The following is a 13,973-nucleotide window of genomic DNA, read 5'->3' as shown; positions in this document are numbered from 1 at the left end:
CGCCCCGGTTGTCCTGGAGGAGGCGACCGCGGGAGTCTCCTGGCTCTCGGGTCCAAGCTCGTCCCGGCCTTCCCACCCGCCTACGGGCAGTGGCCTGTTCGGGATCCGCTCACCGATCACAGTGGCGGGACCGCGCCGGATTCACACCGGCTTCCTCGTTCCGCCGTCGCCTTGTCGCCGGCCATCCTCCCATCCGGGACGACTCGGCGTCACCATCGGCCCCCGGCGGCGGGTTCCGGAGCGATGGCCACCGACGCGGGCTCACGCAGGCGTCGCCACAGGTTTGGGGCCGTCTCTCCCGTGCAGCCCACGGCCTTTCCCCACGCCACGGACTCACGGACGCCGAGTCAGAGGACGAAGCGTTCGATCTCCACGGCCCTTGCATCCATCTGAACCGTGATGGATTCCGCGACCTCCTCAACCATCCTGGTGACCTCGGCCGACTCCAACTCCGCTGTCTCCAGGACGCTCTGGAGACGCCGACGCGCCAGATAGTCGACCCCCTGGGCAGCACCGATGACCGTGACCCCCGCTCCGCCCACAGCCGCCGCGGTGGCGAGCAGCGGGCCGAGGCCCTTCATGCTGTAGATGGTGCGGGCCGCCTGGAGCAGGATGGTTCCGAAGTCCTCGACCCCCGCGGCGGCGGACAGGACCTGCTGGGACATGCCCATCGTGCGCCAGGCCGTGCGAATCCGGGCCTTCATCGTGGTGCCGACGATGTCCGGCAGTGTGAAGTCGATCGGGAACTGGTCGTCCCTGACCCCGTAGGAGCGGCAGATCTCCAGGACGACGGGAGTCAGGGACGCCTCGAGGGACACCCGCAGCCGGCGGAACACGTCGTCCAGGCCTGCCGTCTCGTGGATCAGGTCGTCCAACAGGTCGACCGTCTTGGCACTCTCCGTCACCTCTTGTTCGAACCGCTGCCGGAGCGCGCTCGTGACGTGGTCGAAGGCGGTGAGAAGGGCGTCTTTGATGTGCTCGGTGAAGACGGGCTGGTCCTTCAGTGCCCTGATGTCCTGCCGAAAGCGTTCCACCCCGACGCGATGGCGTCCCGCACTGGCGAGACCGCGGGCGACGGTGAAGGCCGGTTTCGGGTCGTTCTCCAGGATCGCCTCCGGGAATGCCTCGGCGCAGGCGGCGCGGACGACCGGCATCCTGGAACCGCCGCCCGTGGTGATGATCAACTGCGGTTGTGTCTCCCCGAGATGCTGCTTCGCCTCGGCGAGGACGGCGCGGAAGTCGTCCGCCCAGCCTCCGGGCGCGGCGACGACGTCTTCGGGGATCTCGACACCGCGCAGCCAGCCGAATCCCTTCTCGATGATGGGGGTGAAGGTCCCGTCGCATCCCGCGTGCATGCGGAGGAAGTTTGTCTCCGCCGCGCTGTCACGCGTGAACTGGGCCTCCTTCGCGCGGCGGCACACCACCCGCAGCATCTCCTTGCCGCCGGGAGCGGCCAGTGCCGCTTTGAACTCGCTGTCGTCTCCGCAGGCCGCCTGGACGCGTCGGGCGAGTTCCTCATCGATCCTGCGGCAGCCCAGGGACATGCCCACGGGGAGGTTGCGCGGTGTGAGGTCGGAGACGAACGTGAAGTCGGTGGTGGACGACCCGACATCGACGATCAGCACGTTCCGCAGGTCGGCGTCCTGTGCGGTGGCCGCCGGGTCGGCGACGCGACGGTCCCGCACATGGACGAGCGCGGACTGGGACTCCGACATCAGATGCACGGGCACCTGCAACGTCCCGAAGTGCTTCCGGTAGACGTCGACGGCTTCCCTCGGCCACCCCGCGGGGTGGCCCACGTACACCGCGCAATGCCGGTGTACGTCGGGATGGGCGGCGAAGAACTCACCCAGCAGTACCTGCGCGAACAGCACCGCCTGTGGTGTGACAGGGTCGTTCGGATCGGTCGCCGTCTTGAAATTGACGTTGAAGTGACTGCAGCCCCTGGACAGGAAGGCTTCCTCGCCGATCACGAACCGGTTGGGTTCGCCCTCGCCTCGGCTTTCGAGTGCCGTGGCGGTGATGACGCTCCGCTCCTGCGAGGCCCGTTCGAAGATGCGTGCCTTGTCACGGAAGTGGCCGGGGCCTGTCGGCACCCAGCACAGGGCGCTCTCGCCGTCGCCGATGTCCAGCCCGACGACGTAGCGGGCCTCGTGCTCCGAGACGATCTCGGTCATGAGTGGTCCTCCGGAGCCGAGGGAAGTCCGCCCGTCACCGTCAGAACCTCGGTGAGCAGTCTCACCTCGTCCGCCGTCGGCGGCAGCGGGAAGTCGAAGCCCTCGCGGTGCGCGGACACCGCCGCAAGGAGTCGCCGCACACCTGGATTCTGTCCGTCGACGATCTCGTCGCGTCCACCGAGCTGCGTTTTCCGGGCTTCCGCCTCGTCGAACCGGTTCCAGATGCCGGGATCCTCCTGAAGGATGAGGAAGAACGACGGATACAGCATCCGCAGTGTCAGCAGGATGCCGGCATGCAGCAGGCGTCGCGTGGACGGTTGGGTGTGCAGGGCGAGTGTGGCGGCGGTGAGATTCAGGCCGTTGACGAATCTGCGGACCCGTCGCGGATTGGCGCCGAAGGCCACCTTGATCAATTCCCAGAGTTCACCGGAACCGGCCAGGGATTCCGGGCGGATCTTCGCCTGCATCTGACGGTAGAGCAGCTCGAACGGCACGCCCGGAAGGTGGTACGGAAAGTGGATCAGCTTTTCCAGGTACTGCCGGCCCCGGACGAGGTCGGGTGTGTCTCCTCCCAGTTTGCGTCCCGCGGCTTCGGTGATGACCTGCTGGTCCATGGCGAGGACGAAGACGCATGACGCCTCGCCCAGAAACAGCTTCAGCGAGTCGAGGACCGTGATGGCCGCGTCCGGTGTGCACCGGTCGAGATCGTCGACGAAGAGGACCAGGCGCCCACCGTCGGTGTACTGGTGGACGACGTCCTTGAAGTCCTCCTCGAAGTGGTTGACGTGGACGTATGCCTCTACGTCCGATGCGGCGAACGCCTCCTGGAAACGGTCGACGTCCTCGGCCGCGAGCACGCCCCCGGTCAGCGGCGCCGCGGTACGGCGGGCGAGCAGCCAGGCGGCGGCCTTGCTCAGCCGGCGCACGGTGACCAGCACCTCGGCCATCCGCTCACGCCACGACTCCTCGCCGGCCGCCCTTCGCTTCTCGAGGTCGTCGGCTATCTCGGTGAGGACGGTCTGGATGAGCGCGTGCCAGATCTCGTCCTTCTCGTCGTATTTCCACGGGTTGAACCAGATCGTGGGCACGTTCCGCGCACGGAGGAGGTCGAGGCAGATGTTCATGAAACTGGACTTGCCCATGCCCCAGGGGCCGAAGATGCCCACCGTGAGCGGTAGATCCTCCGTTCCTTCCAGCGCGTTGCAGAGCACACGTGCGTGCGCGCGGAACCCGAAATCGTCCTCCGATACCTGGCGGATCGCGTTGTCCGTCAGCAGTTGAAGCTCCCCCACCGGCGCTGCTCCCCCATCGAGCCGTCCGAAGCGATGCCCCATCATCCTGGACGTCCCGGACTTGGGGGAAGGTTTGGGAAGAAACAGCGTGCTGGGTCACGGCATGTGCTAAGCGCCGATTCCGTGCTGAGGCGGTCCGCTCTTTCCGGGCCCGCGTCCCACCGCGGCATTGATCAGGGTGGCGGAACAACCTGCCCATTCAATTCCTCAGCACGAAAAGTCGTGGTCAGAAGGCGCGAACAGCCGATCCGGCCGGTTCGCCTGATCACACCGAAGGGAAAGACCGATCATGAACGTGTGCAAGCGGCTCGCACTGGCGGCAGCGGCCGTGACGCTGGGCGCCGGACTGGTGAACACGGCGCCGACGCTGGTCGAGCGGTCGCCCCACACCTCTCCGGCCGCCACACAGCAGAGTGATCTCGCTCGGGGTCACCACGGCGTCGGGGGCATCGAGACAGACCCCGGCAACCGCTGCTGCTGACGATCGACGAAGTCGTCGGCACTGGCCGACGCCCCTGCCGCGTCCCACCGCGCCGCCCAGGGCGCTCCGGGCGGCGGGGGCGAGAGCGGACCACGGCTTCTGCCCACCGCGCCCACCGTGCAGCACCACCATGAAAGGAACCCGGCCCATGCGTGCCCGCACGTGCCCCGACCGGCCTTTGGAGTTCGAGGAATACGTCCGTATGCGCCGTGACGCACTGCTGCGCAGCGCCCGGCGGCTGGTCTCGGACCCGCTCGACGCCCAGGACCTGCTGCAGACCGCGCTCGCACGGACGTATCACCGTTGGGACCGCATAGCCGACAAGCGGCTAGCGGACGCCTACCTGCGCCGCGTCATGATCAACACCCGTACGGAGTGGTGGCGGGCCAGGAGGCTGGAAGAGGTGCTCACCGCCCGGCTGCCCGACGCATCCGTCCCGGACTCCACCGCCCGGCACGCCGAACGTACGCTCCTGATCGACGCCATGAAGGTGCTCGGGCCGAGGCAGCGCAGCGTCGTGGTGTTACGGCACTGGGAGCACATGTCCACGGAGGAGACGGCCGCCGCCCTCGGCATGTCGGCCGGAACCGTCAAGAGCACGCTGCATCGAGCGCTCGCCCGGCTGCGTCAGGAGCTGGAGCGCCGTGATCCGGACCGTGTCTCGGCGTCCTCCGCGGGTCGAGGGCCCCGGCGGCCGGCCGCCGGGACTCATGACGCACAAACCGACGGGAGCGGGCAGCGGCGTCCGGTGACCACGGGAGACTAGCCTCGGCTGCGGATCATCGCCATCAGCTGCCCGTGGGTCTCGGCATCGGCGGCGACGACCAGCCCCCGGCCGTCCCGTCCGAGCGGGGCACCGTCGATTCCGGTGACCACGCAACCGGCGGCCCTGCACACGGCGATGCCCGCGGCGAAGTGCACGCTCCCGGACAGGTCGCGGCCGTCCGTGACATACGCGGCGCGCTTGCCGGCCGCCACCCAGGCCAACGCCAGCGTCGTGGAGCCGACACGCGGCTTGAACCGATCGGCGAACTCTGGGTGGGCCAGCAGGTCGACGGCCCTGAATCCGGGCGCGTTCGGGAAGGGCGGGTCCAGGTTGACGTCCACCAACCGGTCGGCGGGCGTGGGGGCCAGCCGCGTATCGGCCCCGTCCTGCCGCGCCCAGGCGGTCTCACCGTCGGTGAAGAAGACCTCCCCGCTGAAAGGATCGGCCACCGCCGCCGCTCCGTCGCGCAGCGCCACGTTGACGGCCACCAGCATGGTGCCGGCGGCGTAGTTCAGCGTTCCGCACAGGGGATCCACCATCCACAGTCGCTCGGCGCCGGCAGCGCCCTGCCGCCCGCTCTCCTCGCCGAGCAGCGCATCATCGGGCCGAGCGGCACGGATGACCTCGAGGATCGACTTCTCGGCCGCCACATCGGCGGCGGTGGCGAAGTCCCCGTCAGCCTTGTCGATGCGGGAGAGCCGCCGACCGTACATCTCGCGCACCACCTCGGCCCCGGCACGTGCCGCCGCCGTGGCCACACCGACGTCGTCAAGGGACGTGTACGAGTCGATCACGCCTCGCAGACTATCGGTACGGCGTGCTGCCGCGCCGCCGCGCGCCGGGGTGCCGTCCTGGTCCGCAGGCCACGCCATCACGGTGCCGGGACGACCGGCGGGCGGCCCAATTCGCTGATGAGCTGCCGATAGGTCTCGAAGGCCGGCTTGGGGGTGTAGTCGTCGTACAGGAGACCGAAGCGATGGAAGAGCCCGTCCGCGGTGCTGTCGGCGTCCCTCAGGGCGAAGAGCGAGTATCCGTCGATGTTCAGGTCGTCGGCGAGACCGGCCACGGTCCGGATGACCCTCTCGAGGGTTGCGGCCTGCCGCTGTTCGGTGCGGTCCGGTCCGGTGGGCCAGCCGTTCTCGCAGATACGCATGGCGACGCTCTCCGGGATTCCGGCCTTCGGCAGGTCGGTGTGGCGGAAGGCCCCGAGGACCGCGGTGACCGCCTCGGCCAACCGGTCGGCGGCGATGGGCCGGAATACATCCGGGAAGAAGTCCAGGCCGACGTAGTCCAGGCTCTGCCGGAAACGCGCGTCGGCCAGTGAACCCAGCTCGGACCAGAAGGTGTCGGCCGGATCGAAGGTGGGAACGGCGTTGAAGCCGACCGCCACGCTGTGTCCCAGGGCTCGGGCCTCCTGCTTGGCCGCAATGACCCCTTGGACGAGCGCGTTCCGGACGTTGGGGATGCTGCCGTCCACAACGGGAAGCCGGGCGTTGGGTTCTTCGCAGATCTGGATCGACGCCAGCTGCGGTCCGCCGCTCCGGATGGCCTCGCGGACGAACTCCAGCCACCCGTCGAGTTCGCCGGACGGCTCACGGAACTGCAGCACCAGGTCGAGTGTGCGGCCGCGCTGGAGGTAGGACTGCGGGTCGGCGGGCGTGGGGGGCTCCAACGGCGTCTCGGTACCCGAGAACGACCGGTAGGCGCGTACCGACAGCGCGGCCCCGTCGCCTTGGAGCCGGTCGAGTGCCTCGATGATGCGGTCCGGAACGTCCGGGCTGACCGGGTGGACGATGCCGTGGTCGTCTCCCAGGAGTCCGCCGGGATAGATGCCGAAGGTCAAGGTCATACTCGTCCCGCCCCAAGAATCTTGGTGTCACCACAATTTTAGAGTGACACTATCATCGGGCCATGGGTCTTCGAGAGAGCAAGAAGCAGCAAACCCGCACAGCGATCGCCGATGCGGCACTGACGCTGTTTCTCGAGCACGGCTTCGACCAGGTCACGGTCGCCCAAGTGGCACGACAGGCGGGCGTGTCCACCAACACAGTGTTCAACTACTTCCCCACCAAGGAAGACCTCTTCTTCGACCGCCAGGCCGACGTCGAGGGCCATCTCGCCGCCTTGGTGCGCGACCGCGCACCCGGCACCTGCCCGGTGGAGACGGTCCGTGACGACCTGCTGTCCGCCCTCCGACGGAACGACCCCCTGCTCGGCCTTCACCCCGGCGCACCCCGCTTCTGGCAGGTCATCCTCGACAGCCCCGCACTGCGCGCACGGGAACGCGAGATCAGCGAACACGCCGAGACCGCCCTGACGGCCGCCCTGGCCGAGCATCCGCCAAGCAGCGAAGGCACACCGGACGACCCCGGCCATCCGATGCCCGCGCTCCTGGCCGGGGCCCTCGCCGGAACGCACCGGGCAGCCGTCCACGAGCTCCGACGACGCATCATGTCCGGCGAAGCTCCCGAGCACGCCCGCGACACGGTCGCCCCGGCGGCGCTACGGGCATTCGACCTGCTGTGTACCGGGCTCCACACTCAGCCCTGAACCTAAAGCGTTCAGGGAATTGCATAAGCTTCGGTCGACGGGAGGAGAGCGATGGTTCGAGCGGGGCTGTCCACGGAACGTCTGACCCGAGCGGGGGCGGAACTGGCGGACGAGGTCGGCTTCGACCGGGTGACCGTCTCGGCGCTCGCCCGGCGGTTCGACGTCAAGGTCGCGAGTCTGTACTCACATCTGAAGAACTCCCAGGACCTCAAGACCCGTATCGCCCTGTTCGCACTGGAGGAACTCGCCGACCGGGTCGCAGCCGCCCTGGCCGGACGCGCCGGCAAGGACGCCCTGGCCGCCTTCGCAGACACCTACCGCGACTACGCCCGGGAACACCCCGGCCGCTACGCCGCCGCCCAGCTCAGGCTCGACGCCGAGACGGCGGCCGCCAGTGCCGGTGGCAGACACGCGCAGATGACGCGGGCGATCCTGCGCGGCTACGACCTGACAGAGCCGGACCGGACGCACGCGGTCCGGATGCTGGGCAGCGTCTTCCACGGCTATATCGGCCTGGAGATGGGCGGAGGCTTCAGCCACACCGCCGTCGATCCACAGGAATCCTGGTCCTGGATCGTCGACTCTCTGGACTCCCTGCTGCGGAACCGGACCGCACCCTGACGCAGCGCGCCGGCACCGGCGCCGACGCGGTCCGGGCCATCCGCGTCCTTGGATCACGGGCTGAGGCCATGAACACCGAGCACGACTGGATCGCCACACCCGTCACCACGGACCTCCTGCACGGTGCCCCGGGCGTGCAGCGCACGGCCTGCCGCCGCACCGGCTGCCCGCTCGGGCCCACCTGCAGATCCCCGACGAGCAACCGTCCGCCGGGGCCGGCAGACCCCGGTAGACCCTCGTCGAGATCCGGCTTCCGCATCCGGGGACGACCGAGCTGATCGCCCTGCGCGCCGACACCTCCGGCGAGCCGGCCCCTGCCGAAGGGCACAAGGTGTGGCTGCACCACGGCAGTTCCATCAGCCACGGCCCGAACGCCGCCCATCCGACGGGATCCGGCGCCGGCTGACCGGACCGGGGTTCGGGCAACGAAGGTCACCGGTCTCACCGGGCGTCGAGATCGCCGAACCCCCGCCAAGTGGTTTTCGCCGGGGATACAAAGCCTTTGCCCGTGCATGGGAACCGCTTGCACCGCCTTCCGCCTGCACGGGGTCCCCTTTGTCCGCTCGCCGGAACTGCCGGTCACGCCAAGTTCACCGCACCGTGCCTCCTCGACGTTCTACGCGCGTGGTGTCATGCCCGCGCTCACCGCCCCGGTGAGCGCCCCTTTGACTAGGAGTCACGCATGCTGTGGAAGGTCCTCGGGCGTGCAGGTGTCGCCCTGGCGGCCGGCGCCGCCACACTCGCCGGCGCAGCCCCCGCGAACGCCGCCGAATACTCGGCGTTCGCCTTCTCCCAGAGCGGCAGCCAGCCCACCGTCTACGACTTCATCAACTCCGCCACCACCTCACTCGACATGACCATCTACGAGCTGGAGGACAGCACGGCCGTCAGCGACCTCATAGCCCTGAAGAACAAGGGTGTCACCGTGCGGGTCGTGCTGGACCGCCAGCACCGGAGCGCCAACGGCTCGGCGTACAACGCCCTGAAGAGCGCGGGCGTGGGAGTGGTGTGGTCGCCGTCCACGTTCGTCTACACCCACCAGAAGACGATCACGGTGGACGCCGTCAAGTCGCTGATCATGACGGGCAACCTCACCTCCCAGTACTACACGACGAGCCGTGACTACGGTGTGTTCGACGACGACAGCCGCGACGTCGCCTCGATCGAGAAGGTCTTCAACGCGGACTACACCGGCACCTCCGTCACCCCGACCGACGGCGACCATCTGCTCTGGTCCCCCACCGACTCCCGCAACCGCCTGCTGTCCCTGATCGACGGTGCCACCGCGAAGCTCGACGTGGAGGAGCTGGAGCTCGGCGACAGCACCGTCGTCGACGCCATCGTGGCGCGGGCGAGAGCGGGCGTGGCCGTACGGGTGGTCCTCGAGAACCCCTCCAGCTACGCGAGCCAGGTGTCCGCGATCAAGGCGGCGGGTGGAACCGTCGCCGGATACTCCGACCCCGCCGGCTTCTTCATCCACGCCAAGGCCATGGTCGCCGATTACGGCCTGTCCACCCAGAAGGCGGAGGCGGGCTCCATGAACATCAGCAGCAACTCGCTGGACAACAACCGGGAGCTGGGCCTCATCCTCACGGGTACCGGGGTCGCCCAGCCCGTGGCCACCACCATAGAGACCACCTTCAACAGCGACTACGCGGGCGGCACTCCCGCGTGACCCGGACCGCCGGTCCCGCCCCGATGCCGGCAGCACTCGACCGCTGCCGGCATCGGGAGCCGGCGCCCGTCGGCGTCGATTCCGCCGCCTTCGCGGTCTCCTTCGCGGCCGGCGGGTCGCGTGGTTCCGCCAACTACTCGGCAGGCACGGCCTCCCGTATCGTCTTCGCGGTGACGGTCGGGTCATAGCCGTCCGGAACCCCTTCGACCAGGATGATGTCGCCCTTGATGTGCCGTGAGCGCAGCGGTGCGATCTCCTGGTACGCCGGGGACTCCCACCAGGCTCGCGCCTCGGCGATCCCCGGGAAGCTGATCACCACAACGTGCCCGGGCCAGCTGCCCTCCTTCACCTCGTGCTGCGAGGCGTGCACGAGGAAGCGGCCGCCGTACGGCGCGAAGGTGCCCGTGACGCGCTCGATGTACTCGGCGATGTCCGGGTGCGGGGCGGACTCCTGAAGGTGGGCTACGGCATAGGCGGGCATGGTGTCCTTCCGGTCGGTCGGGGTCCGTACGCCGACGATCGTGGCATGCGGCCGTACCGGGGTCGATGACCTGTCAGGTAAGGGAGAGGACGCGATGCCCTGACGAGTCCTTGCAGAGGTGGTGCGGGCGCCGGGAACTCGACCAGATTCGGTCTAGGCCAAACCACTGCATTCCGGAAAGATCATTGCGGATGCACCGGGGGGAATCATGGTCTACCGCATTCACTTCACGACTCAGGACCTCGCGCGGACCCGCGTTGCCGAAGCTCCCATGCCCCTGTCCGAGCTGGAACTGGCAGCCCGGGTGCTGCAGGACCGCAGTCAGCCCGTGCGGCTCGACGCCTGGCGGAGACGGTGCCTCGAGGGGCTGACCACTCCTGCCCGTATGGTCCTGTCGCTCATTCCGCCGGTCGGCTGGTCCCCGACCTTCCTCGCGCCGAGCGTGGCCGGCACCGCGGAGGAGGTCCTGGAACATGTGCAGGCCGTGCCCCGCAGCCGCATCCGGGCGGAACTCGCGGCGATCGCCGAGCACCAGCCCGTCCCCTCATGGGCTCGGCACCTCGCGGACGACACGGAGCTGCGCCGGCAGATACACCGCGGCTTGACGAGCCTGTACGCCACCCTGCTCGAGCCCTACTGGACGAATCTCACGGGTCACTTCACGGCCGACCGGACCGTGCGCATGCGCCAGTTCCTCAATGGAGGCGTGGAGTATCTGCTCGCTCAGGCGAATCCGCGATGGATGCGGTGGAACCCGCCCGTGCTGGACATCCGGATGGCGAACGGCGTCGAGTACGACCTGCGCCTCGAGGGACAGGGGATCCTGCTGGTGCCGTCTCTCTGGGGTACGCGCACCATCGTCGACAACGATGCCGTGCCCCAGCCGACCGTCACCTGCCCCGTCTTGCCGGACCAGCCCCTACGCCACCTCACCGCGCTCGTGCGGGAACCCTGCCCGGCGAAACCCGCCGACGCCGTCGCGGCCCTGCTGGGCGGCACCCGGGCCGCGGTGCTCAACGCCATCGCCACGCACCCGGGCTGCACGACGAAGGAGCTGGCCGCACTGATCGGCGTAGCGTCCGCCAGCGCCAGCGAGCACGCGACCACTCTGCGCGCGGCCGGCCTCGTTCAGACCCTGCGGCACCGCAACTCGGCGCTCCACAGTCCCACCCCGCTGGGGGTCGCCCTGCTGAACGAGGGGACGCGCGCACGGACGTAGGGGCTGACCGTTCAGAGTGCTCTGATCAAGCCCCTTGGATGTCACCTCATGTGACGAGTGGCGCGTCGGCGGTTCCGGCAAGGGCGAATCACCCGTCGGCGCTGAGCCCTGGCCGGGCGGGGACGGAAGCGGACGGTTTGCCAGTCGTGCGGCACCGGGCCGGTGGAGGCGCGAACGACCAGCGCACAGCCGAGCAGCAGTGACCGGGGCGGCGGTCCCGGCTGGTCGATGCACTTCAGCAGCATGCGTGCGGCCTCGGCGGCGCCGGTTCGATCACCGGGCGGTGAGACTAACGCCGAAGCCCTCGTCCTCGCAGTCGACCGGCGCCACGCGAACCACGGAGACAGTGGACGACTGAGCCGATGCGGGGCGAGTTGCTACGCCCGCCGGTACACCACCGCCGTGCTCAATCGGCCGCGCCACGGCCCCGGGGCCCGGGGGCGGTGCCTCACGCTTCGTGCAGCTGGTCCTGCATCCGTTCGACGGTCCGGCAGGTCCGCAGGGCGGCCCCCGCGGCGGCGGTGTGGCCCTGCCGGTCGAGCAGGCGGCCCAGGAGGTGCCAGCCGGCGGCCTGTTCGGGCGCCAGTACCAGTGCGGGCACCAGTGCGGACAGCGCGGACTCGACGTCACCTTCGGCCGCGTAGGTCTCCGCGCGCAGCCCGTGCGCGAAGTCCAGCCATGGATAGCGGTCGAGCGTCTCGGTCAGGGCCCGCAGATCCGGTCTGCGGGGACCGCGCGCGAGGTGGGCCCACACCTCCTTCTCGCTGGTCGGAGTCGTCCGGTAGGCGGCCGGGTCGTCCACCCGGCGCAGCATGGGCCAGGGGTCGACCAGCGCGGTGACCGTGCGCCAGCTCGGGCGCAGCCACTCCTGCGGCACCTGTGGGGCGTTCGTCAACGACTGTGGGAGCAAAGCCCGTTCACGGGCGAACCGGCTCCCGTCGGTGTCTCCGCGTCGACGGAACCCCTCCGCCAGCCGACGCGTGTAGTCCACTGCCTCGGCCATGCCGGCGAGTTCCAGTGCGGTCCACAGCGTCGGGAAGTCCGCGTGCAACTCCTCGAACTGCGCGCGCACGGTCCTCAATCCGAGCGGCAGCCGGTCCACCGCGTGCCGCAGTCCGCTCAGGCAGGCGATGCCGGCGCAGGTGACCCCGGCCAGCGCCGTGGCCCAGGAGTCGAAGTCGTGGGCGGCTCGGACCTGGTCGAGCCGTGTGTGCAGGTAGGTCAACAGCCAGTTCAGCGCCCGCTGCGCGGGCCTGCTGAGGACGTGCACCGGTTCTTCCGGCCAGTCGAGGGGACCACTCACCCACTGCTCGGGCGAAGCGGGCAGCGCCTCACCGGTGAACACGCGTGCCAGGGCACCGGCGGAGACCGTGTCCTCCCCTGCCGCACGCAGCAGCAGCGCCACGGCATCGCCGGCCGCGGACACGTCCGCCACCTGTCCGGTGGCGGCCAGCTCGACGATGAGGCGTACCGCGGCCGGTACGGCGTCCTGCGCGTCGGTGCTGACGCAGTGCCACAACGCCGCGCGCAGGAGCCGGTCGATGAGCGCCACCCGCCGCCCCTCGGCCTGCTCCCGGTCCTCCTCCCCCTCCTCGCCGGGGCCGGAGATCTGCCAGCGGACGAACAGCTCACTGACCCACCGGCTCGGCGTGTGCTGCGGCCACCGTGTGGTGTACCCGGCGAACGGGGCACCGGCGTGCGCGGCGGGTCCGGAGACGACGAAGGGGAGGTCCGCCGCGAAACGCAGCCCGATCTCTTCCTCGGCCGGGACGGTCAGCGTCAGCAGGACGCGGTTTCGGCGGCGCTGATATGCCACGGACGGCGGGGACATCCGACGGAACTGCATGGCCGCTGCCTGCTGCCCGGCGAGCATCGCCTCGGTGAGGAGTGTGTCGATGATCTCCAGCAGCGGTCCGGCGCCCGGCGCGGGGGACGTGACCAGCGTGGGCCCGCTCAAGAGGTCAGTCCCGTCAGGCCGATGGTGGTGACGATGTCACCGAGGTTGGCGCGCGTGGTGTCGAACGCCCGCAGTAACCACTCCCGCGCCGAGATCCGATCCGTCCGTATGTGCTCGACCCCCTGCCGGTACAGCTCCAGACCCAGGTCATCGAGGTACTTGCCCGGTTTGGCCGTGCCGCTGACATGGTCGATCAGCGCCAGCACCCGGCGCAGGCGCTGCCGTACCGCGCGTTCGCTGTCCAGATCACCGAGGGGCAGGTACAGCGCCTCGCACTCCTCGGCCAGATCGTCCAGGACGACCAGCCCCGGCAGCGGTGGCGTCGGCCGCCCGTCGAACAGGGCCCGGACCATCCGGTACGAGGGATGAACGCCGACGTCCAGATCCACCCAGGAGCGCAGTGAGCCGGCCCCCAAGGGCACCGCGACGGGGGCGGGTTCGTCCAGCGCGAACAGCACCAGCACCTCGGGACCGCTGTCGTCGGCCAGCGTGCCCGCGCGCACGTAGTCGGCGACCTCGGTGTCGCGACTGTGGAAGGCCAGGAAGCAGTACGCCCGTGCGAACTCCCTCAGCCGCAGCAGGTTCTCCGGCTGCAGCAGCTCGTCAAGGGCCCGGATGTTCCCGGTCTGGTTGCGGACGTCCGCCGCGGCCTCTTCGAGCAGCGCCGCCATGGACAGTACGTACATTCGCCCCCCGTAGCGTCGAGCACCAGGAACCTCAGCGGGCTCTCGCCACGCCCCCGTTGAGCACGATA

13 protein-coding genes, 1 pseudogene and 1 riboswitch are annotated in these 13,973 nt (G+C 69.4%); of the genes and pseudogenes, 7 read left to right on the top strand and 7 right to left on the bottom strand.

All coding sequences use genetic code 11. The annotated features are described in order from the left end of the window. Positions 1–32 precede the first annotated feature (32 nt). Positions 33–182, bottom strand: a riboswitch (cobalamin riboswitch). A gap of 165 nt (positions 183–347) precedes the next feature. Both LZ604_RS19370 and LZ604_RS19365 read right to left on the bottom strand, forming a co-directional pair. Further along, positions 348–2,177 carry an Hsp70 family protein gene (locus LZ604_RS19370; protein ID WP_234516642.1) on the bottom strand — a complete coding sequence of 610 codons (1,830 nt, stop codon included), beginning with the start codon at positions 2,175–2,177 and terminating at the stop codon, positions 348–350. After that, positions 2,174–3,469, bottom strand: coding sequence for a KAP family P-loop NTPase fold protein (locus LZ604_RS19365; protein ID WP_234516641.1), 1,296 nt, complete (start codon positions 3,467–3,469; stop codon positions 2,174–2,176). The genes LZ604_RS19370 and LZ604_RS19365 overlap by 4 nt, the downstream gene beginning before the upstream one ends. 289 nt (positions 3,470–3,758) lie before the next feature. Here LZ604_RS19365 and LZ604_RS19360 point away from each other — a divergent pair, with 289 nt between their 5' ends. Together LZ604_RS19360 and LZ604_RS19355 are read left to right on the top strand one after the other, a co-directional pair. Further along, on the top strand, positions 3,759–3,950 hold the full coding sequence (locus tag LZ604_RS19360) for a hypothetical protein (RefSeq protein ID WP_234516640.1): 192 nt from the start codon (positions 3,759–3,761) through the stop codon (positions 3,948–3,950). A gap of 148 nt (positions 3,951–4,098) precedes the next feature. Continuing rightward, a complete protein-coding gene (locus LZ604_RS19355) occupies positions 4,099–4,716 on the top strand; it encodes a SigE family RNA polymerase sigma factor (protein ID WP_234516639.1) in 618 nt (205 codons plus the stop codon). On the opposite strand, the gene LZ604_RS19350 is transcribed toward LZ604_RS19355, so the two are convergent. Together LZ604_RS19350 and LZ604_RS19345 are read right to left on the bottom strand one after the other, a co-directional pair. Then, the gene (locus tag LZ604_RS19350; RefSeq protein ID WP_234516638.1) at positions 4,713–5,510 is read right to left on the bottom strand and encodes an inositol monophosphatase family protein; all 798 of its coding nucleotides are present in this window, start codon (positions 5,508–5,510) and stop codon (positions 4,713–4,715) included. The genes LZ604_RS19355 and LZ604_RS19350 overlap by 4 nt on opposite strands. A 77-nt stretch (positions 5,511–5,587) precedes the next feature. Then, a complete protein-coding gene (locus tag LZ604_RS19345) occupies positions 5,588–6,565 on the bottom strand; it encodes a hypothetical protein (protein ID WP_234516637.1) in 978 nt (325 codons plus the stop codon). A gap of 62 nt (positions 6,566–6,627) precedes the next feature. Between LZ604_RS19345 and LZ604_RS19340 the strand changes: the two genes are divergently transcribed. From LZ604_RS19340 to LZ604_RS19325, 4 genes and pseudogenes are all read left to right on the top strand, one after another. Beyond that, positions 6,628–7,266 carry a TetR/AcrR family transcriptional regulator gene (locus LZ604_RS19340; protein WP_234516636.1) on the top strand — a complete coding sequence of 213 codons (639 nt, stop codon included), beginning with the start codon at positions 6,628–6,630 and terminating at the stop codon, positions 7,264–7,266. Between the two features lie 51 nt (positions 7,267–7,317). Next, on the top strand, positions 7,318–7,887 hold the full coding sequence (locus tag LZ604_RS19335; RefSeq protein ID WP_234516635.1) for a TetR/AcrR family transcriptional regulator: 570 nt from the start codon (positions 7,318–7,320) through the stop codon (positions 7,885–7,887). A 238-nt stretch (positions 7,888–8,125) separates the two neighbouring features. Next, positions 8,126–8,275: pseudogene (locus LZ604_RS36285) on the top strand (lipase); the annotation flags it as partial. A gap of 294 nt (positions 8,276–8,569) precedes the next feature. After that, positions 8,570–9,562: a phospholipase D-like domain-containing protein gene (locus LZ604_RS19325; RefSeq protein WP_234516634.1), complete on the top strand. Its 993-nt coding sequence runs from the start codon at positions 8,570–8,572 to the stop codon at positions 9,560–9,562. A gap of 133 nt (positions 9,563–9,695) precedes the next feature. On the opposite strand, the gene LZ604_RS19320 is transcribed toward LZ604_RS19325, so the two are convergent. Continuing rightward, on the bottom strand, positions 9,696–10,043 hold the full coding sequence (locus LZ604_RS19320) for a DUF1330 domain-containing protein (protein ID WP_234516633.1): 348 nt from the start codon (positions 10,041–10,043) through the stop codon (positions 9,696–9,698). Positions 10,044–10,314: 271 nt separating this feature from the next. On the opposite strand from LZ604_RS19320, the gene LZ604_RS19315 reads away from it, so the two are divergent. After that, positions 10,315–11,262 (top strand): ArsR/SmtB family transcription factor, encoded by a 948-nt coding sequence (locus LZ604_RS19315; protein ID WP_234516632.1) that lies wholly within the window; start codon positions 10,315–10,317, stop codon positions 11,260–11,262. Positions 11,263–11,710: 448 nt separating this feature from the next. Here LZ604_RS19315 and LZ604_RS19310 read toward each other — a convergent pair whose 3' ends face one another. Continuing rightward, a complete protein-coding gene (locus LZ604_RS19310) occupies positions 11,711–13,219 on the bottom strand; it encodes a class I SAM-dependent methyltransferase (protein ID WP_234516631.1) in 1,509 nt (502 codons plus the stop codon). Continuing rightward, positions 13,216–13,905 carry a hypothetical protein gene (locus tag LZ604_RS19305; protein WP_234516630.1) on the bottom strand — a complete coding sequence of 230 codons (690 nt, stop codon included), beginning with the start codon at positions 13,903–13,905 and terminating at the stop codon, positions 13,216–13,218. The genes LZ604_RS19310 and LZ604_RS19305 overlap by 4 nt, the downstream gene beginning before the upstream one ends. Positions 13,906–13,973: the final 68 nt, after the last annotated feature.

Source organism: Streptomyces glomeratus (assembly GCF_021462825.1).
GTDB classification, from domain to species: domain Bacteria; phylum Actinomycetota; class Actinomycetes; order Streptomycetales; family Streptomycetaceae; genus Streptomyces; species Streptomyces glomeratus.
This window is presented reverse-complemented; position numbering and strand designations above follow the sequence as displayed.

What these genes read in the sequence shown, in the direction of transcription:
- LZ604_RS19345 (WP_234516637.1), bottom strand. Translation starts at nt 6,565, where the DNA reads ATGACCTTGACCTTCGGCATCTATCCCGGCGGACTCCTGGGAGACGAC.
- LZ604_RS19370 (WP_234516642.1), bottom strand. Translation starts at nt 2,177, where the DNA reads ATGACCGAGATCGTCTCGGAGCACGAGGCCCGCTACGTCGTCGGGCTG.
- LZ604_RS19315 (WP_234516632.1), top strand. Translation starts at nt 10,315, where the DNA reads ATGCCCCTGTCCGAGCTGGAACTGGCAGCCCGGGTGCTGCAGGACCGC.
- LZ604_RS19335 (WP_234516635.1), top strand. Translation starts at nt 7,318, where the DNA reads ATGGTTCGAGCGGGGCTGTCCACGGAACGTCTGACCCGAGCGGGGGCG.
- LZ604_RS19340 (WP_234516636.1), top strand. Translation starts at nt 6,628, where the DNA reads ATGGGTCTTCGAGAGAGCAAGAAGCAGCAAACCCGCACAGCGATCGCC.
- LZ604_RS19360 (WP_234516640.1), top strand. Translation starts at nt 3,759, where the DNA reads ATGAACGTGTGCAAGCGGCTCGCACTGGCGGCAGCGGCCGTGACGCTG.
- LZ604_RS19325 (WP_234516634.1), top strand. Translation starts at nt 8,570, where the DNA reads ATGCTGTGGAAGGTCCTCGGGCGTGCAGGTGTCGCCCTGGCGGCCGGC.
- LZ604_RS19355 (WP_234516639.1), top strand. Translation starts at nt 4,099, where the DNA reads ATGCGTGCCCGCACGTGCCCCGACCGGCCTTTGGAGTTCGAGGAATAC.
- LZ604_RS19320 (WP_234516633.1), bottom strand. Translation starts at nt 10,043, where the DNA reads ATGCCCGCCTATGCCGTAGCCCACCTTCAGGAGTCCGCCCCGCACCCG.
- LZ604_RS19305 (WP_234516630.1), bottom strand. Translation starts at nt 13,905, where the DNA reads ATGTACGTACTGTCCATGGCGGCGCTGCTCGAAGAGGCCGCGGCGGAC.